Here is a 21,387-nt window from a genome sequence, read left to right as displayed (position 1 = left end):
CCGGTCTAATGCCAGAACTACCAGAAGTTGAAAATGTGCGCCTCGGCCTGACGGGGTTGATCGTCGGCAAAACGGTCCAAAAGGTGACGACCGACTGGGAGAAAATCCTGATCGGCGGCGTTTTTCACTTTAATCAAGTGCTGAAAGGCGCGACCATTGACCAGATTGACCGGCGGGGCAAATACCTGCTGATCCGCTTTGACAACGCCGTGACCTTGGTGTCGCACCTGCGTATGGAAGGCAAGTACCAGCTGGCGCTCAGGCAGGATGATCCGGCCCCACGGTTTTGGCACGTTGCCTTGACCTTCACGGATGGATCGCAGCTCCGGTACTTGGACATGCGCAAGTTTGGCCGCATGCAGCTGGTGAAGACCGGCAGCGAAGGAACCGTGGTGCCAGGCCTGGCCAAAATGGGCCCGGAGCCGACACTGGAAACGTTTGACGCCGCTGCATTTTACCAGACGATTCACAAGCGCAAGGCGCCGATCAAGTCGGTGATTTTGGACCAAACTGTGGTGGCCGGGGTCGGCAATATCTACGCCGACGAAAGCCTGTGGCTCAGCCAGCTGCACCCGGCCCAGCCGGCTTCGACTATCACCAAAAAAGAAGCCCGGCTGCTGCATGATAACATTATCGCCGAGCTGCAAAAGGCGATCCGGCTTGGCGGCACCAGCGTTCACTCGTTTGTGGACGCGACTGGAAAGCGCGGGGCGATGCAGGATGAGTTGCACGTTTACGACCGTGAAGGGACGCCTTGCGATCGGTGCGGCACGACGATCGTCAAAATCAAAGTGGGCCAGCGGGGCACACACTTTTGTTCCCACTGTCAGAAACTGAGGAAGCGCAAGGTAAGATGACGTATGTTTTAGGATTGACCGGCGGGATTGCCACCGGTAAAAGTACCGTGGCAGGCGAGTTTCGCCGGCACGGGTGTCCGGTCGTGGATGCCGACGAGGTCGCGCGCGAAATTGTCGAGCCTGGCCGCCCGGCGCTGCGCAAAATCGAAGCGGCGTTTGGCCCCGGTGTGATCCGGTCTGACGGGTCGCTCGACCGCAAGGCACTGGGCGACATTGTATTCAACGACGCCGCAAAGCTTGCCCAGCTGAATGCCATCGACCATCCGTACCTGCGGGCCGCCATTGAAGACGCGCTGGCCGCGGCCAAGGCGACTGCGGCCAAGGTGGTGGTGGGGGAGATCCCGCTGCTGTACGAAACGCATTACGAAGACAGTTTTGACGGGGTGGCCGTGGTGACGCTGCCGCCGAACATGCAGCTTGAGCGGCTGATGGCCCGCGACGGGCTGACTCAGGCGCAAGCCCAGGCGCGCATCCAGGCGCAGCTGCCGCTTAGCGAGAAGATTCAGCGTGCGGACTTTTTGATCGATAACTCGCAAGGGCCGGCAGTGCGCAAGCAGCAGGTCGAGGAGCTGTTGGCCCACTTGAGCCGGTGATTGTTAAATTGCCCCGTGGTATAATGTAGTATCAAAATGAAGAAGGTGTGCCTGTGCTCTGCCCACATTGTCATCATAATAGTTCGCGGGTCGTCGATTCTCGGCCCACAGACGGCGGCCGTGCGATTCGCCGGCGCCGGGAATGCGAGAACTGCGGCTTTCGCTTCACCACCTTTGAGCGGGTCGAGCAGACGCCGCTTTTGGTGATCAAGAAGAACGGCACGCGCGAGGAATTCAGCCGCGAGAAGATTCTCAAGGGCCTGATCCGCGCGGCTGAAAAGCGGCCGGTCACCATGGAACAGATGCAGAAAATCGTCGAAAATGTCGAAAACAAGCTGCGCGCGATTGGCGAAAACGAGGTTTCGAGCCAGCAGATTGGCGAGTTTGTGATGAAGCAGCTGGCCGAAGTTGACGACGTGGCATACATTCGCTTTGCCTCAGTCTACCGGCAGTTCAAAGACATGTCCGTGTTCATGCAGGAACTGCAGGACATGATGAAGCGCGAAAAGGATCAAGGAAAGTAAACCAACCGGCGTGGGGCGACCGACGCCACTTTTTTGAGTAAAGGAGGGATCAGCGTGACCAAACCCAGCAGCTACATGGCACAGGACGATTTCATCGTGGTTCAGGCAACTTACTTTAGCGACCTCGATCAAGACGTCGCCGTGCACCTTTACCAGCCGCTGATTGGCCCCGTCGCGCTCGCCCTTTACCTCAGCCTCTGGAACGATTCCCGGCGCCAGCCTGGCGCGGCCGACCGCCGCAAGCAAACAGCTTTGATGGACCTGCTCGGCGTGGATCTAGATACGCTGTACGCGGCGCGCGTGCGACTGGAAGCGCTGGGCCTGATGAAGACCTACACCTCGACCGACGCCGGCGGCCGCTATTGGGCCTATGAGCTGTACCGGCCGGTTGCGGCGGATCGCTTTTTCCAGGACGACACGCTGAGCTTGCTGCTGTTCGACCGGGTCGGGGAAGTGCGGTTCACTCAGCTGGCCAACCGGTATACGATTCACACCGTTAGGGCCCAGACCTGGCGCGACGTGTCGGCGAACTTGCTGGACGTGTTCCAGCTGACGTCGGTGGCGCCAAATGCGGCGACCAAGGAGGCCAAGCGGCAGGTGGCGGAAAAGCCACTGCCGGCGGTCTCCTTGAGCGACGGAGCCAGCTACGACTGGGAGCTGCTTGAAGCGCTCACCACCAAAAGTGGGCTGCGAGGCGGCCAAATTGGGCAACATCGCGCCGCTTTGGCCCAGCTGGCCACCTTTTACGGGCTGACGCCGCCGGTGTTTGCGCGCTTCATACAGCAGGCGACCAACCGGGCGACCGGCGAGCTAAGCCTGCGCGCGTTGCGCCAAATCGTGGAGCAAGCCTACCAGAAGCAGGCGCCTCACCTGGCGCCAAAGGGCAGTGCCCAGCCGGCTCAAGCGGCACCGGCGGCCGCAGCAAGCCCGGCGCTTTCCACCAGCGAGCAGGCGCTGATCCAGCAAGCCAAAAGCACGCCGCCGCGCGAGTTTTTGGAGGCCGCTAAGCACCGCAAGAACGCGCAGCTGTTCGTCGCCTCTAATGAGCTGCAGGCGGTGCGCAAACTGGCTTCGCGGAATGTCTTCGACAACGCGACCATTAATATCTTGATCGACTACATTCTGCAGAATTACGACAGCGTCAATCAGGCACTGCTGGACGCGATTGCCAACCGCTGGCTGGCGGCCGGCGTCGACAGCCCCGAGCGGGCGCTGCAGGAAATCAAGGACTATCAGCAAAAGCAAAGTCAACCGCGCAAGCGCAAGACGCAGCCGGCGCGCCAAGAGGCCAAGCCAGACTGGTTAGATAAGCCGTATCAGGCCAGCAGCGCTGCGGCAGATCCGGCGGAGACGGCCGCAATCGAAGCCAAACTGGCCAAACTGCGCGCCATGAGAAAGGATGACAGCGATGAAACCCATGAAGGATGAACTAGCCAAGATCATGGACCAGCGGCAAATGACCGCGGAATACCGCAAGATGATGCAAGACGCTGTCGCCGACCCTGACGTGCAAGCCTTTTTGAAGGCCAATCAGCGCCAGTTGGCCCCTGATGCAGTCAGCCGCAGCGCGGCCAAGATTTACGAGTTCGTCACGGCCCGTGATCGGCTGGCGGCCGGGGACCCGTTGATCGCGCCGGGCTACCAGCCGCAGTTAGTCGCCTCCAATGGGTTGATCGATATCACTTACACGGCCACGCCGGAGAAGGTGGCGCAGGACGCCCAAGCGGCCCAGGCGCGCCTGATCACCGCTTTGAACATGCCCAAAGCGATTAAGTCGGCAAGCCTTGAGACTTACGATCCCAGCGACCGCAGCGCGGCGCTGTCGTCCGCGCTCGACTTCACCATGGGAATGGCCGAGGCGCCGGACCAATTTCACAAGGGTCTGTACCTGACTGGGCCGTTCGGCGTCGGTAAAACTTACCTGCTGGGCGCCATCGCGAACGACTTGGCCAAACAGGGCATCGCCTCGACCATGCTGCATTACCCGACCTTTGCGGTGGAAATGAAAGGCGCCATTGCGGACAACTCCGTGCTGGCCAAAACCGACCGCATCAAGAAGGCCAAGGTGCTGATGATCGACGATATCGGGGCCGAAGCCTGGAGCGCCTGGGTCCGCGATGAGGTGCTCGGCGTGATTTTGCAGTACCGGATGCAGGAAGAACTCCCAACCTTGTTTACATCGAACAAAAATATGCAGGAGCTGACGGCGTTTCTGTCTGGCAGCGAAACCGGCAAGGCCGACGAGCCGGTCAAGGCGCAGCGCATCATGGAGCGCGTGCGCTTCTTGGCCAAGGAAATCACGGTCGGCGGGCCAGACCGCCGCAACGCCTGACAAACAGGGCGCACACTAGTGCACCATTCGTGAACTTTTTACCGAGTAAGCCTTGCACCGCGCCAGGGGCTGTGGTTTAATCTAAGTATCAAAGACGGAAGCAAAAAGGAAGTCCCATCCAGAGAGTTCTGGCAGAGCTGAAAGCCAGGCATCGACGTCCGCACCACTTTCCGAGACTGGCCTTCGGGCCCCCGCAGCGCAGGTTACGCGCAACGAGTGGAAAGCAGTGCTTTCAAATCGGGTGGAACCGCGAGCAAAATCGTCCCGAGTGTCAATTGACACTCGAGGCGATTTTTTTGTTTTTCGTCACAAAAGGAGAATGGCTATGTCAATCAAGATCACGTTACCAGATAACAGCATCAAAGAATTTGACGCCGGCGTTTCGACGCTGGACGTTGCTAAAAGCATTGCCAACAGCCTAGCCAAAAAGGCCGTAGCCGGCAAGTACAACGATCAGCTGATTGGGCTGAACGATGCGCTGAAGGCTGATGGCAGCCTGGAAATCATCACCAAGGACTCCGCTGAAGGGCTTAACGTGCTGCGCCAGACTGGTGCGTTTGTGCTGGCTGCGGCCATCAAGGCACTGCACCCAGAAGTGCGCTTGGGCGAAGGCGAGGCCGCAGATGACGGCTTCTACTACGATACCGACCGTGAAGACGGCCAGCTGACCGTCGACCAGCTGCCGGCGATCGACGCGAAGATGAAGGAAATCATCAAGGCCAATGCGCCAATTGAAAAAATCAGCATGAGCAAGGCCGACGCGAAAAAGGCCTTTGCCGACGAACCGTACAAGGTGCAGCTGATCGATGCCATCAAGGGCGATGAAGTCAACGGCTTCAAGCTCGGCGACTTCTGCGACTTTGAGGAAAGCGTGCTGCTGCCCAACCTGAAGGACCTCAAGCACTTCAAGCTGCTGTCGGTTGCTGGGGCGTACTGGCAGGGCAAGTCGTCCAACCCGATGCTGCAGCGGATCTACGCGACGGCCTACTACAAGGAAGCCGACCTGGAAGCAGACGGCAAGCGCCGTCAGGAAGCCAAGGAGCGCGACCACCGCGTGATTGGCCGCGACCTGGATCTGTTCTTCGTGGATCCTAAGGTCGGTGCCGGCCTGCCGTACTGGATGCCAAAAGGCGCCACTATTCGCCGCATCATCGAGCGCTACATCATCGACAAGGAAATCGCCGATGGTTACGAACACGTCTACACCCCAGTTTTGATGAACGTGGATGCGTATAAGACCTCCGGCCACTGGGATCACTACCGCGATGACATGTTCCCACCGATGGACATGGGCGACGGCGAAATGCTGGAGCTGCGGCCAATGAACTGCCCGAGCCACATCCAGATTTTCAAGCACCACATTCGCTCATACCGTGAGCTGCCGTTGCGCATCGCCGAACTGGGCATGATGCACCGCTACGAAAAGTCCGGGGCATTGTCTGGCCTTCAGCGGGTCCGGGAAATGACCCTGAACGATGGCCACACCTTTGTCGCTTTGGATCAGGTCCAAGACGAGTTCAAGAAGATCCTGAAGCTGATCATGGCCGTTTACGAAGACTTCAACATCTCCGATTACACCTTCCGGCTGTCGTACCGCGATCCTAAGAACACCGAGAAGTACTTCGATGATAACGAAATGTGGACCCGCAGCCAGAGCATGCTGAAGGGCGCCATGGACGACCTGGGCCTTGACTACTACGAGGCTGAAGGCGAAGCCGCCTTCTACGGCCCGAAGCTCGACATCCAGACCAAGACGGCCCTGGGCAACGAGGAAACCATGTCGACCATTCAGCTGGACTTCATGCTCCCAGAGCGCTTTGACCTGAGCTACGTCGGCGCCGATGGTGAAAACCACCGCCCAGTCATGATCCACCGCGGCATTGTCGGCACGATGGAGCGATTCATTGCCTACCTGACGGAAATCTACAAAGGGGCGTTCCCAACCTGGTTGGCCCCAACCCAGGTCGAACTGATCCCAGTTTCGCTGGATCAGCACCTCGAGTACGCCAAGCTGCTGAAGGATAAGATGGTCAAGGCCGGCCTGCGCGTCGACCTGGACAGCCGCAACGAGCAGATGGGCTACAAGATTCGTGAAGCTCAGACCCAGAAGATTCCTTACACGGTCGTGGTCGGGGACAAGGAAGTTAACGCTGCCGCCGTGTCGGTTCGCCGCTATGGTGAGTCCGACGGCGAGGAGATGCCGGCCAACTTGTTCATTGAATCGGTCGAAGCCGAGATCAAGAACTACAGTCGCGACGGGAAGCACAAGCGCGGCGAAGGCCAGGCTAACCTTGACAAGTAACTGAAGCGTTTGGGGAAAAAGGGGCGTGCCCTTTTCTTTTGGACCCGGCCCCCTGTTGAAAATTTGGACCCGGCCCCCTGTTGAAAAGCTTGACGCGCCGGGTGCGGGCGTGTATGATTAGAAAGTTGAGAAAAAGCAGAAGTTCCCGCTTCTCACCCACGCCACTGGCCTCTAGGTAAATGATCGGTAGATAATCGACGGCGGGCGCACACTGCGCTCGCCGTTTTTTGCTTTTCTCGAAATTAATTCGGAGGTGAATTGCCATAGCACGAGATATGATGGTCAACGATGGGATCCGCGCCCGCGAAGTCCGCTTGATCGACCAACATGGTGAACAACTTGGCGTCAAGAGCACGAGCGAGGCGATGGAACTTGCATCGACGGCAAACCTGGACCTAGTTCTGGTTTCGCCGACTGCCAAGCCGCCAGTTGCCCGCATCATGGATTTCGGCAAGTTCCGGTTCGAGCTGCAGAAGAAGCAGCGCGAAGCACGCAAGAAGCAAAAAACCATCAGCATCAAAGAAATTCGGTTGAGCCCGACGATCGGCGAAGCTGATTTCAACACTCGTCTGAAGAACGCGCAGAAGTTCCTGGAAAAAGGGGACAAGGTCAAGGTTTCTGTGCGGTTCCGAGGGCGGGCAATCACCCATAAGGACTTGGGTCGAAAAGTCCTGGAACAAATGGCCGAAGCGTTGAAAGACGTCGCGAACGTGGAGGTTCGTCCCAAGATGGACGGCCGCTTCATGTTCCTGATGCTCACCCCAAAGCCAGATCAGAAGAATCAGTAATTGATTCTTCAACATACGTATTAGGAGGAAAATCGTCATGCCAAAATTCAAGACACACCGCGCTTCTGCTAAGCGCTTCAAGAAAACTGCTAGTGGCGCTTTGAAGCGGGGCCACGCGTACACCAGTCACCGGTTCCACGGTAAGACTAAGAAGCAGCGTCGTCAGCTGCGCAAGTCAGGTTTGGTATCCCACTCAGATATGAAGCGGATCCGCCAGATGATGAGTCAGATGAAGTAATTGTGCTTGCGGCCGCATGCGGTCCTTGCACTTATCGTTTTCGCTTGATTTTTGAGGAGGAATTAACATGGCACGTGTAAAAGGTGGAACAGTTACTCGTAAGCGTCGTAAAAAGATCCTGAAGCTCGCCAAGGGCTACCGTGGGTCAAAGCACCTGCTGTTCAAGGCAGCAAGTGCGCAGGTCATGGTTTCGTACCGGTACGCTTTCCGCGACCGCCGCGCAACCAAGCGCAACTATCGCTCCCTGTGGATTGCCCGGATCAACGCTGCGGCGCGGATCAACGACATTTCCTACAGCAAGCTGATGCACGGCTTGAAGGTTGCAAAGGTCGACATGAACCGCAAGATGCTTGCGGACATCGCCGTTTCCGATCCTGACGGCTTCGCTGCCTTGGCAGCAACCGCCAAGAAGGCTTTGGCATAACATCCATAATCAATCGGTCCGCACCCGGACCGATTTTTTTGTGCCAGTGATTGAAAGCGTTTACTAATGGTGCTAGACTAAATAACGAATGAACGATTGTGACAAATCAAATCGTGCAATTCATAATCTAATCCAGAGGTGAGCAACATGGCAGAGCCATTTGTGACAAGCAGTGCAGAACAACCCCTCGACGTGATCAACGTGTTTGACCTGGAGGAGGCGGCAAAAGAAGTGATCCCCCAGGGCGCGTATGGCTACATCTCAAGCGGGGCCCAGGACCTTTACACCATCCGGGAGAATATTAAGGCGTTCAACCACAAACTGGTGGCGCCGCGCGTGCTGCAGGACATTTCGTTTCCCGCCGACATGCACGTCGACTTCATGGGCCATCGCCTGACCAGCCCGCTGATCATGGCGCCGGTGGCCGCCCACAAACTGGCCAACACCCAAGGGGAGGTCGCCACTGCCCGGGGCGTGGCCAAGCACGGGACTATTTTTACGATTTCGTCGTTTGCCAGTGAGACGTACGAGGCGCAGGCCGCAGTGCGTAACGGTCAGCCGCAGTGGTTCCAGCTGTACCAAAGCAAAGACGACAAGGCGACGAAGCAGATGCTCGATGTGGCCAAGCAAAATGGGGCCGAGGTGATCGTGCTGACCGCGGATGCGACCGTTGGCGGCTACCGCGAGGCGGACAAGCGCAACCACTTCACGTTCCCAGTCGGCCTGCCAATCGTGCCTTACGAAGACGGCCAGGACCGGACAATGGACGCCGTTTACAAATCGGCCAAGCAGGCCCTTTCGCCGCAAGACATTGCGTTCATTAAGGATTACTCCGGGCTACCCGTCTACGTTAAAGGGGTGCAAACCGCAGCCGATGCCGAAGTCGCGATCCGCGCCGGCGCCGACGGTATTTGGGTCTCTAACCACGGCGGCCGGCAGCTGGACGGCGGCGTGGCGTCGTTCGATGCGCTGCAAGTGGTGGCCAAACAGGTGGCTCACCGCGTCCCAATCGTCTTTGACTCTGGAGTGCGCCGCGGGATGCATGTGTTCAAGGCGCTGGCGTCCGGCGCCGACTTGGTCGCCATCGGCCGGCCGGTGATTTACGGCCTGGCGCTTGGCGGCAGCCAAGGCGTTGAGGCGGTGTTCGAGGAGCTTGAAAACGAGCTGCTGATTGCGATGCAGCTGACTGGCACGCACGACATCGGCGAAATCAAACGCACGCAGTTGATTGACAACCGCTACGCCGATTGAGTCAAGTCATTTTTGCCATCAAAATAGGCCAGCGGATGTGCTGGCCATAAGGGACCCTTGCGACTGCGACGCCGTGAGGGTTTTGTTATTCTGCAGGATTCTTCATGACGACGAGTTTGCCCGCCGGGTGGTGGCTTTCAAGCAGTCGGTGGCCTTCCTGCACGCCGGCCAGGGAAAACGGCAGCTGCTTAGCAATGCGCACCGAAAGACCGCCGGCTTCCGCCAGGGCCGCAAGTTGTGGGAAGACTGTTTCAGGCTTTTCTTGCGGCCCATCGCCGAGCTGCACCAGGTCGAGGCACTTGCCGCCGGTTGCCGGCTTGGCGTAGGCAGTGGTCAGCAGGGTGCCGCCCGGGCGGGTGATCAATGCGCCTGCGCCGTGGTCAAAGCCGCCGCTGATTGCATTGACGGTTGCGTCGGCCTGGTTCGCAAACTTTTCGGCCACGTCTTCGATGTCGTACGCCCCAATGGCGTCAGCCCCCAGCTGCTTGAGGTACTCGGCATTGCGCGCGCTGGCGGTGGCAATCACGTGCAGGTGCTGCGCCTTGGCCAGCTGCACCACCATGGCGCCCACCCCGCCGCTGGCGCCTTCGACCGCCAGCATTTGGCCGGGAGCCAAGGCGAGCGTCTGCAGAACGGTCGCCGCGGCGATGCTGACCTGTGGCAGGCCCGCTGCCTCGGCGAGACTGAGCCCCGCAGGCTTTTTCATGACCTTGCCGACGCTTGCGACCACAAATTCGCTGTAGCCGCCGATGGGCCGGTAATTGATCACGATATCGTTGACGGTAAAGTCAGCCACGCCGGCGCCGACCGCGCTCACGCGGCCTACCACGTCGGTGCCGGGAACGATTGGCCACTTCAGCTTGCGATAGGCCGCCTGCTCGCCGCGGCGCAGGGAAACGTCGTAGGGATTGAGGCCAAAGCCCAGGACCTGGATCTGCACCTGGCCAGGTTTCGGCTCCGGCACAGGCGCCTGGATAGCGGTAAAAACCGCCGGCTCGCCGTAATGATCAAAACCAAACCGAATCAAAGCGATTCCTCCTTGAGTCGCCCGGACTGTGCCAGCCAGCGCTTGGCGGCTTGCAGTTCGGACAGGTTGAGATTGTGCTGCTCGTCATGGGAAAAAGTGGTCAGCTCACCGCCTGCAGTTTGAATCTGCGCCTGAAGCGTCGCAAATTCTGCTTGGGAGACAATGGGGTCATGAGTGCCATACGATGCCCAGACCAAGGTCCGGGGCGAGAGCTTCGGATGGTCCAGCGGCCCGAGCGGTTTGGCATGAAACAGCAAGACGGTACGGTACGGCAACGGCCGGCTCATCATGGCCCGGATGGCGAGGTTGCCGCCATTGGAGTAACCGGCGACGATCATCCGCGAAGCAAAGAGCTGATACTTGCGGGTTAAAGCGGCGGCCGTGTTCAGTAGCCAGGTTGTTTCAGTGTCCAGGTTGGCGAAGTCGATCGTGCCATCCGGCAAGTGCCGGAAGTAGCGGGTTTCGCCTTGCTCAATCTCACGGCCGCGAATGGCCAGCCGTGGGGCGTCTGGCGCGATGAATTGGCCAATCGGCAGCAGGTCGCGCTCCGTGCCGCCGTTGCCGTGCAGCAAGAGCAGCGGCGACAAGGTGCGGTCCCCATCGATAAATTGATAATGCAGTGTCATGTTCTCCTCCAGATCTAGGTGCCAGCAGGCAAATTGCGGCTGCTTCAAAGCTAGCCTACGACTTTGCCGGGGCAAAAGCGACGAATTAGCCTTGACTTTGCGCGTCAAAGCGTGAATAATTCTTGGGGCTTCGGTCAAGTTTGCGCGCTTGCGGTACCGGCTCTTTCTGCGTGTTATAATGAAAAGAACTAGATTACAGAGGAGGCCGCTTGTGGCAGTGTTCGAACCGACTTGGCTGGTGAAGGCCATCTACAATTTAACGCCGGCGCAACTGAAACGGCAAGGCATCTCGGCGGTGCTGACTGATCTTGACAATACGCTGATCGCCTGGAATAACCCGGACGGTACCAAGCAGCTGCACGATTGGCTGCAGGAAATGAAGCAGGCTGGGATCACCGTGATGGTGGTGTCCAACAATAACCGGGCGCGAATCGGCCGCGCGCTGGCCAAGCTGGATCTACCTTTTGTGGCCAGAGCCATGAAGCCGCTGCCGCTGGGCATCAACCGCGCGGTGCGCCAGTTGGGGCTCGAAAAGCGCGCCGTAGTCATGGTGGGCGACCAGCTCATGACCGACATGGCAGCGGGTAACGCCGCCAAAGTGAGGACGGTGCTAGTGCAGCCGCTGGTGGAAACCGACGCCTGGAACACGCGGATCAACCGCTTTTTCGAAGGCTTCGTCCTGCATCGCATGAAGAAAAATAATCAGCTTAATTTTACGGAGGAATTGAATGACAAACACTGATGAGCCGCTGTATTGTATCGGCTGCGGGGCCCGCTTGCAAAGCACGGACCCCAAAGCGGCAGGCTTTCTGCCGGCAAGCTCACTTGACAAGGCCCGCGCAGGCGAAGAAGTTTACTGCCAGCGTTGTTTTCGGCTGCGTCACTACAATGAAGTCGCGCCGGTTGAACTGACCGACGACGATTTTTTGCGCCTGCTGAACGCCCTGGGTGAAAGCGACGCGCTGATTGTTAACGTGGTGGATATTTTTGACTTTAACGGCAGCGTGATCTCGGGGCTGCACCGCTTCGTCGGCGACAATCCGGTGATTCTGGTCGGCAACAAGGCGGACGTGCTGCCCAAGTCGATCAACCCGCGGAAGGTGACGAACTGGCTGACCCAGGCGGCCCACGCCCAGGGACTGCGGCCGGTGGCGACAGTGCTGACCTCGGCCAAAAAGGGCCACAACTTGGACGCACTGCTGGATTTGATCGAGCAGTACCGCGCGCACCGCGACGTGTACGTGGTCGGGGTGACCAACACCGGGAAGTCCACGCTGATCAATCGCATCATTAAAGATGAAAACGGCATGGCCGACCTGATCACCACCTCGCGCTTTCCCGGGACCACGCTGGACCGGATTCAGATTCCGCTGGACGACGGCCACTTTTTGATCGACACGCCAGGGATTATTCACCGCCGGCAGATGGCGCACTTCCTGAACCCCAAAGACCTGAAGCTGGTGTCACCAAGCAAGCCGATCCGGCCAACCGTCTATCAGCTGAACCCTGGCCAAACCGTCTTTTTCGCCGGGCTGGCTAGGTTTGATTACCTGCGCGGCCCGAAAGCCGGCTTCACGATTTACGCCGACAACCAGCTGCTGCTGCACCGCACTAAACTGGAAAACGCGGATGCTTTTTACGACAAGCATCGCGGGGACTTGCTGAGTCCGCCGCGCGCGGAAGATTTGGCTGATTTTCCCAAGCTGGTGCGCTTTGAGTTCACCCCCAAGGAGGAGTCGGACCTGGTGATTGCCGGGCTCGGCTGGGTCGTCGTGCCGGCAGGCGTCACGGTCGCCGGCTGGGCGCCAGACGGGGTCGATGTGTTGTTGCGGAAGGCTTTAATTTAGGAGAATACACATGCTTACTGGAAAACAGAAACGCTTTTTGCGCGGCCGGGCCAACCGGCTGCGGCCCATCGCCACGCTGGGCAAAAACGGGCTGTCCGACCAATTCGTCGACAGCGTCGCCAAGGCCTTGGAGGCGCGCGAGCTGGTCAAGGTCTCGCTGCTGCCCACCGCCGAGGAGACGCCCGATGAAGTCGGGGCTTTTCTGAGTCGGACGATCAGCGGCGCCCAGGTCGCTCAGACCATGGGCCGCACCGTCCTGCTTTACCGGCGGTCGACGCAAGAGGCGCACCGCAAGCTGTCGGTCGAAGTGGCCAAACTGGGGAAGTAAGCGCATGGGGATCACAAGCAAGACAACGACTTTGACGCAGCCAGTGATCACCGAGGAAGTGTCCGAGCAGATTCTCGGCCCGCGGCGCAAGCAGATCGGGATCCTTGGCGGCACGTTCAACCCGGTTCACATCGGCCATTTGATCATGGCCGAGGCAGTCGGCACGACGCTCGGTCTGCAAAAAGTCCTTTTCATGCCGGATAACCAGCCGCCACATGTCGACCACAAGGACGCCATTGACGTCGGCCAGCGGGTGACCATGTTGCAGGCCGCGATCCACGACAACCCGCTGTTTGACCTGGAGCTTTCGGAGGTCAAGCGCGGCGGCGTCAGCTACACCATCGACACCATGCGCGCGCTGAAAAAAGCCCACCCCGACACCGATTACTATTTCATCATTGGGGCAGACATGGTGGCGTACCTGCCGAAGTGGCGAGAGGTCGACCAGCTGGTCAAGCTGGTGCATTTTGTCGGCGTCAAGCGGCGCGGCTTCACCCCGGCATCGCCGTATCCCATCACCTGGGTCGACGCGCCGCTGATCGACGTGTCGTCCAGCGAGATCCGCACGCGGGTGCAAACCGGTCAGAGTATTCGCTACCTGGTCCCGGATTGCGTCCGCGCTTACATTGAGAAAGAGGGCTTGTACCGTGAGTGACTATGAATACCCGGCCAGCTTAACGCATGACCTGAACCGCGCCGAGCTGCTGAACCATCTGCAGAATCGGCTCGACGACGCCCGCTTTCAGCACTGCCTGCGCGTCGAGGAAACGGCGCGGACGCTGGCCGAGCGCTTTGGCGCCGACGTGGACCGGGCTGGTTTGGCCGGGTTGTTTCACGACTACGCCAAGCAAATCCCTGTAGCCGACTACAAGCGCGTGATTATGGAAGACGGGTTTGACCCGGACCTCTTGAATTACGGCCGCGGCGTGTGGCACGGGCTGGTTGGCACCTGGTTTATTCAAACCGAGGTCGGGCTGACCGACAAGCTGGTGCTTCAGGCCATTGAGCGGCACACCACCGGCGACCCTGAGATGACGCTGCTCGACCAGATCATCTTTGTCGCCGACTTCATTGAGCCGGCCCGGACGCTGGATGCTGAAGTGGCCGCGCGCAAGGCGGCGCAAACCGACATGCGTCAGGCCAGCTACATTGAGCTGAAAAACACCCTGCAGTACCTGATTGCAGAAGACAAGATCGTTTATCCGAAAACATTACTGACTTACAACGCATTTATTCCTAAGGAGGGATAGTTCTGGACTCGAAAGCATTGCTAGAAACCGCCGTTCGTGCGGCTGATGATAAGCGCGCCGAGGATATCGTGGCGCTGGACATGACCGAAGTTTCACTCTTGGCCGACTATTTTCTGATTGCTAGCGGCGGCACCACGCGCCAGGTGCAGGCAATCGTCGACGCCGTTGAGGAAAAGGTCAAGGCCGCTGGCGGCCCGGAGCCGCGCATCGAAGGCAACAAGGATTCCAAGTGGATCCTGATGGACTTCGGCGACGTGGTCGTGGACATCTTCACTCCGGAAGAGCGCGCCTTTTACAACCTGGAAAAGTTGTGGAACGAGGCGCCGATTGTTGATTTGAAGGACTGGGTCAAGGCATGATTTATTCGACCTTTGCCGAAGTCTACGACACCCTGATGGATGATTCGCTGTATTTGCAGTGGCGCGATTACGTGCTGAAGCGCGTGCAGCCGCAGGGCCAGCTGCTCCTGGAGCTGGCTGGCGGGTCAGGGAGCTTGGCGCTGCTGCTCAAGCAGGCCGGCTTTGACGTGGCCGTGTTTGATTTGTCCAGTGAAATGCTGGCTTTGGCAGAGGCCAAGGCCGAGGCGGCCAAGGTCGCGCTGCCGCTGATTCAAGGCGACATGCAGGACCTGTCGGCGCTGCCGCAGTGCGACATTGTGACCTGCTTTGATGATTCGATCTGCTACATGAAGGACCTGGCCAGTGTGCAGACGGTTTTCACCCAGGTGGCCGAAAGGCTTTCGGTCGGCGGAGACTTTTTCTTCGACGCGCACTCGCTTTACCAAATGGATGAGGTGTTCCCGGGGTACATGTACAATTATCAAACCGAGGATTACGCGTTCATGTGGCACAGCTACGAAGGCGACGAGCCGCATTCGGTCGAGCACGACCTGACCTTTTTTGTCTACGATGAAAAACTCGACGCCTACCACCCGATGATTGAAACGCACAAGGAGCGGACCTATCCGCTGGCGGACTTCAAGCAGGCGCTGACTAATGCCGGCTTCGACCACATTGAGGTCACAGCCGACTTTGGCAAGCAGGCGGTGGGGCTGCAGAGTACGCGCTGGTTCTTTCACGCAAAGAAGGGATAGTTATGAAGGCCGTTGGCATGATCGCCGAATTTAATCCGCTGCACAATGGCCATGTGTTTGCGCTACAGCAAGCGCGCCGGCTGAGCGGGGCAGAGGTGGTGGTGGCGCTTTTGGCCGGTAACTTTGTTCAGCGCGGCGAGCCGGCCGTCGTTGACAAGTGGGCCCGCGCCAAGGCGGCGTTGGCCTGCGGCGCCGACTTGGTCGTGGAGCTGCCCACCACCGATGCCGTGCAGGCGGCTGACGGGTTTGCGCAAGGTGCTTTGGCACTGCTATCGGCGCTGCAGGTGCGATCCCTTGCCTTTGGCACCGAGTCACCGGCGCTGGATTACGCAGCCCTGGTGGCACGCGTCGCCGAGACCCCGCCGCAGGCCAGCCTGTTTCAAGATCACACGCAGACCTACGCCACACAGCTGAATCAGTATTACCAGCAAACTGCCGGCGTGTCGCTTGACGCTCCGAATTTGCTGCTGGGGCTCAGCTACGCGCAGGCCAATCGGCAGCTTGACACGCCGCTGCGCCTGCTGCCGTTTGCGCGGCAGGGCGCTGCACACGATGAGGCCGGCCTCAAAGCCGGTGCCAGCGCCAGTGCGCTCAGGGCGGCTCTGGTTCAAGGTGAATCGGTCGCTGACCTGGTGCCGGCGGCGATGCAATCAGGATTGATGGCCTCCCGTCACCAAAGCTGGGATGACCTGTTTCCGCTGCTGCGCTACCGGCTGCAAACCGCCGACCTAACCGCCCTGCGCGACATCTACACGATGTCTGAAGGGCTGGAGTTTCGGCTGACCGAGCAGCTGGCAGGCGCCCAGGATTTTGCCGGGTTCCTGCACCAAATCAAGTCCAAGCGTTACACTTACGCGCGGATGCGGCGGTTGTGCCTGTACGTGGTGCTGAACTTGACGAAAGCAGTGATGGCCGACGCGCAGCAGCACCGTTTTCTGCACGTGCTTGGCTTCACCGAGGCCGGCCGGCAGTATCTACATCAGATCAAAAAAACCGTTGAACTGCCGCTGATCACCAAGGTGTCTGCGGCCATGCTGGCCCCGGGCGGGCTCATGCAGTGGCAGCACCGCTGCGATCAGCTGATCGAGACCTTGAACGGCACCGCCCAGAATTACGGCTGCGTGCCGGTGATGCGAAAGGAGAATGACGCATGCTAAAATGGACACTCAGTGAGCTGGCCAAATATCGTAAAACGCCGCTGCATTTTCAGGAGACATTGGACCTGAAGCAGCACTTGGTCACCCGCGATCCCGAGATCCAAGATGTAACGCCAATCATGGTTGATGGGTACATCAGCTTCGACGATGGGGACTTGCTGGCGTCGGTGACGCTGCAGGGGTCAATGGTGATCCCGTCCACGCGCAGCCTGAAGCCGGTCGACTGGCCGCTGAATTTTACGTTTAGCGAGATCTACGTCACCGACCCGGCGCACGAGGAGAAGTACGAGGAAGACCAGCTGGTGCTGGATTTGGACGGTGACACGCTCGACATTCAGGCGGCAATCGAGGATCACATTTTGCTGTCGATTCCGATGCAGGTGCTGACCCCAGAAGAGGCCCAGGCCGGGGAAATGCCTGAGGGCGAAGACTGGACCGTGATGGGCGAGGACGATTACGCCCAAACCAAGGAAGCGGACGAGCAGCCCAATCCCGCTTTTGAAAAATTGAAAGGCTTGTTCCCGGATGACGAGGACAAGCATTAACCGTGGGTCCGGCTTTAATTGCCGGGCCATTTTTGCTAGTATTAACCTGTATTGATTTGCGATATAAATAAGCGGCGGGGCGACTCGTTCGTTTGGGAGGTAAAAACATGGAAACACCAACAATTGGCGTCATCGGCATGGCCGTGATGGGCAAGAACCTGGCCCTGAACATCGAAAGTCGCGGCTACACGGTCGCCATTTACAACCGGACTGGGTCGAAAACGAAGAAAGTCGTTGAGGACCACCCGGAAAAGAAACTGGTGCCCAGCTACACCGTGGAAGACTTTGTGAATTCCCTGGAAATGCCGCGCCGGATCATCATGATGGTCAAGGCCGGTGCCGGGACTGACGCCGTGATCGCCGAGCTGCTGCCGCTGCTTGATAAGGGCGACGTGCTGATCGATGGGGGCAACACCTTCTTCGAAGATACCATGCGCCGCAGTGCTGAACTCGACAAGTCCGGGATCAACTTCATCGGCATGGGGGTTTCCGGCGGTGAGCTGGGCGCCTTGCGCGGCCCATCCCTGATGCCAGGTGGCCAAAAAGAGGCTTACGACCTGGTTGCACCAATTCTCGAGCAAATCGCAGCCAAGGCGGACGAAGACGGCAAGCCTTGCGTGACCTACATTGGGCCAAACGGTGCCGGCCACTACGTCAAGATGGTTCACAACGGTATCGAGTATGGCGACATGGAACTGATCGCCGAATCCTACAACGTCATGCGCAACATGCTTGGGATGTCCGTTGATGAAATCGCCGGCGTCTTCAAAAAGTGGAGCGAAGGCGAGCTGTCTTCCTACCTGATCGACATCACCGCGGACATTTTGACCCGCAAGGATGATCTGGGCTCCGGCAAGCCGATCGTTGACGTGATTCTCGACGCTGCCGGCAACAAGGGGACGGGTAAGTGGTCCTCTCAAAGCGCCGCAGAGCTGGGCGTGCCGCAAAGTGTCATCACCGAGTCCCTTTACGCGCGTTACATCAGTGCGATGAAGGACGAGCGGGTCGCGGCCAGCAAGGTCCTGCCAAAGCCGGTCGGCAACGTGAAGTTTGAAAACCGCGAGGAGACCATCGAGTTGATCCGCAAGGCGCTGTACTTCTCCAAGCTGATGAGCTATGCGCAGGGCTTCGAGCAGATGCGCGTAGCCTCCGAGCACTACAACTGGAATCTGCAGTACGGCGAACTGGCACAGATCTGGCGCGCCGGCTGCATCATTCGTGCGAAGTTCCTGCAAAATATCACCGATGCCTTCACCAAGCAGCCTGATCTGAAGAACCTGCTTTTGGACGACTACTTCAAGGACATCGCCAAGAACTATCAGGAATCTGTCCGCGACTTGGTTGGCTTTGCCACTAAGGCCGGCGTGCCGGTACCTGGGTTCATGGCCGCGATCTCTTACTACGATTCCTATCGCAGTGAGGTCCTGCCAGCCAACATCATTCAGGCGCAGCGCGATTACTTTGGCGCGCACACCTACCAGCGGACCGACCGCGAGGGCATCTTCCATTACTCATGGTATACAGAACAATAAGTTTCGCCTAACCCTGTTGATCGTCAACAGGGTTTTCTTGTGGCTTGCTTTTTGGAATAGACCAAAGCTGGTTTAGATATTTATAATTTAATATTGTCAGACGTGGTATAGCCCAATGAGAACGCTCACGCCATTCACCGGTTTCCGGCTTATCTTAATGTTAAAACCTTATGTGATAGTTTTTCATGTGCCGATATGCTACAATCACAGCATAGAAAATGAAATGAGAAAATTGGCGATGTTGGTCGAGCCAGATGAGAATCTGCTTGGTCAGCGCGGATCGATTAAGGAGCAGAATAATGAGCCGGATTTTAATTATTGAAGATGAGAAAAACCTCGCGCGCTTTGTTGAGTTGGAACTGAAGCACGAAGGGTACGAGACCGCCGTGCACTTCAACGGGCGCACCGGCCTGGAAGCGGCGCTCAACGAAGACTGGGACGCGATCCTGCTGGACTTGATGCTGCCTGAGCTGAATGGCCTGGAAGTCTGCCGGCGCGTGCGCCAGGTCAAGAATACCCCGATCATCATGATGACCGCCCGCGACTCCGTGATTGACCGCGTTTCCGGCCTTGACCACGGCGCCGATGATTACATTGTCAAGCCGTTTGCCATCGAGGAACTGCTGGCTCGGTTGCGCGCGCTGCTGCGCCGGATCTCCATTGAAGGCGAGCACAACGCGGCCAAGCAGACGACCATCACGTACCGCGATTTGACGATTGAAAAAGAAAATCGAGTCGTGCGCCGCGGCGATGATATCATCGAGCTGACCAAGCGCGAATACGAGCTGTTGCTGACGTTGATGGAGAACATTAACGTGGTGCTGGCGCGCGACGTCCTGCTTTCCAAGGTCTGGGGCTACAACTCAGACGTTGAGACCAACGTGGTCGACGTGTATGTCCGTTACATTCGCAACAAGATTGATCGGCCAGGCGAGCCGAGCTACATTCAGACGGTTCGGGGCACCGGCTACGTGATGCGGTCGTAATGTCTGAACCTGAGTCAACAAAAACAAAACGGCGGCTGCCCCTTGGGTTCAAGTGGACAGCCGTTGTTGCAGCCGGCATTTTCTCCACCTTCATTGTGCTGTCCCTGATCCTGGTCGCCTTGATGCGTCAGGTGCTGATCAGCCAGGAACAAGGTGAGGTGAAAGAGACCCTGAGTGCCGTCGAACAGCGACTGGCCCCAGCCGCAAAGAATTTGACGACCACCACGGTCCTGCCGCGCATTGAAGCTGATAACCAGATCACCCCGCCGGCCGGCGGTGGCAGCGGCGATCCGCAGACCAGTGTCTACAACGACTCGGTTGTGCAGAAAATCGCGCGTGACGACATGTCGCTGGCAGTTTACGATCGCGACGGCCACAAGCTGTACACCTCACGGGACAGCGATGAGCCGCTTTCTCGTGTGTCGAGCAGCGTGGTTAAAATGGCCAGCAATGGTCGCTTTAAGGGGATGATCGCGCGCGCACCGATCACCTCCAGCCAAAACGGCAGGCGGATTGGCTACGTTCAGATCACCGACCACATGACGGCGTTTTATGCGACGATGCAGCGTATTTGGGAGCTGGTGGCAGCTCTGGCTGCGGCCGCGCTTCTGGTGTCCATGGCGCTGGGCTTTTTCCTCGCGTCACGCTTTCTCAAGCCGATTCGCTCGATTACCAAAACTATCGACCAAATCAACGAGGAGCCTCAAAGCAGCGCCCGTATCCCGTCGCTGCACCGCAATGACGAGTTGTCTGATCTGGTGGACGAATTCAATGACATGCTGGATCGCATTCAGCGCTTCATTGACCAGCAAGGCGAGTTCACCCAGGACGTCTCACACGAGCTGCGCACGCCAGTTGCCGTGCTTGAGGGTCACTTGCAGCTGCTGAACCGCTGGGGCAAGGATGATCCCGAAGTCCTCAACGAATCACTGGCGGCGAGCCTGCAGGAAGTGCAGCGCATGAAGAGCCTGATTCAGGAAATGCTGGAGCTGACCCGCGCGGATTCGGTCGATGTGCAGTTCCCGAACGCGACGGCGGACATCAGTGAGGTGATTGCGCAGGTGGTCAACGACATGCGCATGATCCATCCCGATTTTGCCATCACGCTGGACAACGACCTGGAAGGGCCAGTTTACGTGCGGATGTACCGCAACCACTTGGAGCAGATTCTGATCATCTTGCTGGACAATGGGGTCAAGTACTCCACCAAGCGCAAGGAACTTCATGTCTCCGCGGCGCTGGACTCGGATGGGGTCGCCTTGGCGGTCCAGGACTTCGGCGAAGGCATTGCCCCGAAAGACCGCGAGCGTGTTTTCAACCGCTTCTACCGGGTCGACAAGGCCCGCAGCCGCGAAAAAGGCGGCAACGGCTTAGGACTTTCCATTGCCCAGCAGCTGATTGAAAACTACCATGGGACCATTTCCGTGGATTCGGCGCTGGGTTCTGGCTCGGTGTTCCGCATTCAGCTTCCGACCATCACGGCGGAAGAGGCGAAGCGGCTGCAGGCGCAAGAGGCCGCGCGGACCCCTGACGCAGCCAGCACAGATATGCATAGTCAACTTTAAGCGCGATCACGGTTTCATTCTGTCGTCATGACTCGGTCATGGCGGCTTTTTATATGAAACAGAACTTGATTTTGAGTACACCAAATACACCTACTCGAAATCTCAAAAAAATACAGGTATAC

General features: G+C 58.4%; 24 protein-coding genes. 22 read left to right on the top strand and 2 right to left on the bottom strand.

The genetic code is table 11. The annotated features are described in order from the left end of the window. The first annotated feature begins 8 nt into the window (after positions 1-8). The 10 genes from mutM to JUF21_RS00950 all read left to right on the top strand — a co-directional run bounded on the left by mutM (position 9) and on the right by JUF21_RS00950 (position 9,309). Positions 9-857 (top strand): bifunctional DNA-formamidopyrimidine glycosylase/DNA-(apurinic or apyrimidinic site) lyase, encoded by an 849-nt coding sequence (gene mutM, locus JUF21_RS00995; protein WP_203624450.1) that lies wholly within the window; start codon positions 9-11, stop codon positions 855-857. Beyond that, complete coding sequence (gene coaE / locus JUF21_RS00990) at positions 854-1,450, top strand: dephospho-CoA kinase (protein ID WP_203624451.1); 597 nt, start codon at positions 854-856, stop codon at positions 1,448-1,450. The genes mutM and coaE overlap by 4 nt, the downstream gene beginning before the upstream one ends. A 53-nt stretch (positions 1,451-1,503) precedes the next feature. Next, positions 1,504-1,974, top strand: a complete 471-nt coding sequence (gene nrdR / locus JUF21_RS00985) for a transcriptional regulator NrdR (RefSeq protein WP_125755401.1) — start codon at positions 1,504-1,506, stop codon at positions 1,972-1,974. A 54-nt stretch (positions 1,975-2,028) separates the two neighbouring features. Continuing rightward, positions 2,029-3,402 (top strand): replication initiation and membrane attachment family protein, encoded by a 1,374-nt coding sequence (locus JUF21_RS00980; protein WP_203624452.1) that lies wholly within the window; start codon positions 2,029-2,031, stop codon positions 3,400-3,402. Further along, positions 3,383-4,306, top strand: coding sequence for a primosomal protein DnaI (gene dnaI / locus JUF21_RS00975; RefSeq protein WP_203624453.1), 924 nt, complete (start codon positions 3,383-3,385; stop codon positions 4,304-4,306). The genes JUF21_RS00980 and dnaI overlap by 20 nt, the downstream gene beginning before the upstream one ends. A 325-nt stretch (positions 4,307-4,631) precedes the next feature. Then, positions 4,632-6,608: a threonine--tRNA ligase gene (gene thrS, locus JUF21_RS00970; protein WP_203624454.1), complete on the top strand. Its 1,977-nt coding sequence runs from the start codon at positions 4,632-4,634 to the stop codon at positions 6,606-6,608. A gap of 257 nt (positions 6,609-6,865) precedes the next feature. After that, positions 6,866-7,396: a translation initiation factor IF-3 gene (gene infC / locus JUF21_RS00965; protein ID WP_203624468.1), complete on the top strand. Its 531-nt coding sequence runs from the start codon at positions 6,866-6,868 to the stop codon at positions 7,394-7,396. Between the two features lie 37 nt (positions 7,397-7,433). Continuing rightward, positions 7,434-7,634, top strand: a complete 201-nt coding sequence (rpmI, locus tag JUF21_RS00960) for a 50S ribosomal protein L35 (protein WP_054665996.1) — start codon at positions 7,434-7,436, stop codon at positions 7,632-7,634. Between the two features lie 67 nt (positions 7,635-7,701). Continuing rightward, positions 7,702-8,058: a 50S ribosomal protein L20 gene (rplT, locus tag JUF21_RS00955; RefSeq protein WP_125755409.1), complete on the top strand. Its 357-nt coding sequence runs from the start codon at positions 7,702-7,704 to the stop codon at positions 8,056-8,058. A 147-nt stretch (positions 8,059-8,205) separates the two neighbouring features. Next, complete coding sequence (locus JUF21_RS00950) at positions 8,206-9,309, top strand: alpha-hydroxy-acid oxidizing protein (protein ID WP_203624455.1); 1,104 nt, start codon at positions 8,206-8,208, stop codon at positions 9,307-9,309. 85 nt (positions 9,310-9,394) lie between these two features. Here the strand turns inward: JUF21_RS00950 and JUF21_RS00945 are convergent, their stop codons facing one another. Continuing rightward, complete coding sequence (locus JUF21_RS00945; RefSeq protein ID WP_203624456.1) at positions 9,395-10,336, bottom strand: NADP-dependent oxidoreductase; 942 nt, start codon at positions 10,334-10,336, stop codon at positions 9,395-9,397. Beyond that, a complete protein-coding gene (locus JUF21_RS00940; protein WP_203624457.1) occupies positions 10,333-10,962 on the bottom strand; it encodes an alpha/beta hydrolase in 630 nt (209 codons plus the stop codon). The genes JUF21_RS00945 and JUF21_RS00940 overlap by 4 nt, the downstream gene beginning before the upstream one ends. A gap of 211 nt (positions 10,963-11,173) precedes the next feature. Here JUF21_RS00940 and JUF21_RS00935 point away from each other — a divergent pair, with 211 nt between their 5' ends. The 12 genes from JUF21_RS00935 (at position 11,174) to JUF21_RS00880 (ending at position 21,265) form a co-directional block, all read left to right on the top strand. Continuing rightward, positions 11,174-11,704 carry a YqeG family HAD IIIA-type phosphatase gene (locus JUF21_RS00935; protein WP_191988012.1) on the top strand — a complete coding sequence of 177 codons (531 nt, stop codon included), beginning with the start codon at positions 11,174-11,176 and terminating at the stop codon, positions 11,702-11,704. Then, entirely contained in the window at positions 11,691-12,809 is a 1,119-nt protein-coding gene (gene yqeH, locus JUF21_RS00930) for a ribosome biogenesis GTPase YqeH (RefSeq protein WP_203662566.1), read from the top strand. Before JUF21_RS00935 ends, yqeH begins: the two co-directional genes overlap by 14 nt. A 10-nt stretch (positions 12,810-12,819) precedes the next feature. Beyond that, positions 12,820-13,137 carry a ribosome assembly RNA-binding protein YhbY gene (gene yhbY / locus JUF21_RS00925; protein WP_203624459.1) on the top strand — a complete coding sequence of 106 codons (318 nt, stop codon included), beginning with the start codon at positions 12,820-12,822 and terminating at the stop codon, positions 13,135-13,137. A gap of 4 nt (positions 13,138-13,141) precedes the next feature. Next, positions 13,142-13,792 (top strand): nicotinate-nucleotide adenylyltransferase, encoded by a 651-nt coding sequence (locus JUF21_RS00920; RefSeq protein WP_203624460.1) that lies wholly within the window; start codon positions 13,142-13,144, stop codon positions 13,790-13,792. Continuing rightward, positions 13,785-14,387: a bis(5'-nucleosyl)-tetraphosphatase (symmetrical) YqeK gene (yqeK, locus tag JUF21_RS00915; protein ID WP_203624461.1), complete on the top strand. Its 603-nt coding sequence runs from the start codon at positions 13,785-13,787 to the stop codon at positions 14,385-14,387. Before JUF21_RS00920 ends, yqeK begins: the two co-directional genes overlap by 8 nt. Then, complete coding sequence (gene rsfS / locus JUF21_RS00910; RefSeq protein ID WP_225419351.1) at positions 14,384-14,746, top strand: ribosome silencing factor; 363 nt, start codon at positions 14,384-14,386, stop codon at positions 14,744-14,746. Before yqeK ends, rsfS begins: the two co-directional genes overlap by 4 nt. Next, complete coding sequence (locus JUF21_RS00905) at positions 14,743-15,480, top strand: class I SAM-dependent methyltransferase (RefSeq protein ID WP_203624462.1); 738 nt, start codon at positions 14,743-14,745, stop codon at positions 15,478-15,480. The genes rsfS and JUF21_RS00905 overlap by 4 nt, the downstream gene beginning before the upstream one ends. Positions 15,481-15,482: 2 nt before the next feature. Then, the gene (locus JUF21_RS00900; RefSeq protein ID WP_203662564.1) at positions 15,483-16,637 is read left to right on the top strand and encodes a nucleotidyltransferase; all 1,155 of its coding nucleotides are present in this window, start codon (positions 15,483-15,485) and stop codon (positions 16,635-16,637) included. Continuing rightward, positions 16,631-17,182 carry a DUF177 domain-containing protein gene (locus JUF21_RS00895; RefSeq protein ID WP_203624464.1) on the top strand — a complete coding sequence of 184 codons (552 nt, stop codon included), beginning with the start codon at positions 16,631-16,633 and terminating at the stop codon, positions 17,180-17,182. Before JUF21_RS00900 ends, JUF21_RS00895 begins: the two co-directional genes overlap by 7 nt. A 107-nt stretch (positions 17,183-17,289) precedes the next feature. Continuing rightward, positions 17,290-18,714, top strand: coding sequence for an NADP-dependent phosphogluconate dehydrogenase (gndA, locus tag JUF21_RS00890; RefSeq protein WP_203662562.1), 1,425 nt, complete (start codon positions 17,290-17,292; stop codon positions 18,712-18,714). 299 nt (positions 18,715-19,013) lie between these two features. Next, positions 19,014-19,700: a response regulator transcription factor gene (locus JUF21_RS00885; RefSeq protein WP_054664417.1), complete on the top strand. Its 687-nt coding sequence runs from the start codon at positions 19,014-19,016 to the stop codon at positions 19,698-19,700. Then, positions 19,700-21,265 (top strand): HAMP domain-containing histidine kinase, encoded by a 1,566-nt coding sequence (locus tag JUF21_RS00880; protein WP_203624466.1) that lies wholly within the window; start codon positions 19,700-19,702, stop codon positions 21,263-21,265. The genes JUF21_RS00885 and JUF21_RS00880 overlap by 1 nt, the downstream gene beginning before the upstream one ends. The last annotated feature ends 122 nt before the right edge of the window (positions 21,266-21,387 follow it).

It is taken from the genome of Lacticaseibacillus sp. 53-4 (genome assembly GCF_016861805.1).
Lineage (GTDB): Bacteria > Bacillota > Bacilli > Lactobacillales > Lactobacillaceae > Lacticaseibacillus.
This window is presented reverse-complemented; position numbering and strand designations above follow the sequence as displayed.

Excerpts from the sequence above, each read along its gene's own strand:
- JUF21_RS00880 (WP_203624466.1), top strand. The coding sequence starts at position 19,700 with ATGTCTGAACCTGAGTCAACAAAAACAAAACGGCGGCTGCCCCTTGGG.
- thrS (WP_203624454.1), top strand. The coding sequence starts at position 4,632 with ATGTCAATCAAGATCACGTTACCAGATAACAGCATCAAAGAATTTGAC.
- JUF21_RS00900 (WP_203662564.1), top strand. The coding sequence starts at position 15,483 with ATGAAGGCCGTTGGCATGATCGCCGAATTTAATCCGCTGCACAATGGC.
- rpmI (WP_054665996.1), top strand. The coding sequence starts at position 7,434 with ATGCCAAAATTCAAGACACACCGCGCTTCTGCTAAGCGCTTCAAGAAA.
- JUF21_RS00885 (WP_054664417.1), top strand. The coding sequence starts at position 19,014 with ATGAGCCGGATTTTAATTATTGAAGATGAGAAAAACCTCGCGCGCTTT.
- gndA (WP_203662562.1), top strand. The coding sequence starts at position 17,290 with ATGGAAACACCAACAATTGGCGTCATCGGCATGGCCGTGATGGGCAAG.
- JUF21_RS00950 (WP_203624455.1), top strand. The coding sequence starts at position 8,206 with ATGGCAGAGCCATTTGTGACAAGCAGTGCAGAACAACCCCTCGACGTG.
- JUF21_RS00940 (WP_203624457.1), bottom strand. The coding sequence starts at position 10,962 with ATGACACTGCATTATCAATTTATCGATGGGGACCGCACCTTGTCGCCG.
- dnaI (WP_203624453.1), top strand. The coding sequence starts at position 3,383 with ATGAAACCCATGAAGGATGAACTAGCCAAGATCATGGACCAGCGGCAA.
- rplT (WP_125755409.1), top strand. The coding sequence starts at position 7,702 with ATGGCACGTGTAAAAGGTGGAACAGTTACTCGTAAGCGTCGTAAAAAG.
- JUF21_RS00895 (WP_203624464.1), top strand. The coding sequence starts at position 16,631 with ATGCTAAAATGGACACTCAGTGAGCTGGCCAAATATCGTAAAACGCCG.
- JUF21_RS00905 (WP_203624462.1), top strand. The coding sequence starts at position 14,743 with ATGATTTATTCGACCTTTGCCGAAGTCTACGACACCCTGATGGATGAT.
- mutM (WP_203624450.1), top strand. The coding sequence starts at position 9 with ATGCCAGAACTACCAGAAGTTGAAAATGTGCGCCTCGGCCTGACGGGG.
- JUF21_RS00920 (WP_203624460.1), top strand. The coding sequence starts at position 13,142 with ATGGGGATCACAAGCAAGACAACGACTTTGACGCAGCCAGTGATCACC.
- coaE (WP_203624451.1), top strand. The coding sequence starts at position 854 with ATGACGTATGTTTTAGGATTGACCGGCGGGATTGCCACCGGTAAAAGT.
- yhbY (WP_203624459.1), top strand. The coding sequence starts at position 12,820 with ATGCTTACTGGAAAACAGAAACGCTTTTTGCGCGGCCGGGCCAACCGG.
- yqeH (WP_203662566.1), top strand. The coding sequence starts at position 11,691 with ATGACAAACACTGATGAGCCGCTGTATTGTATCGGCTGCGGGGCCCGC.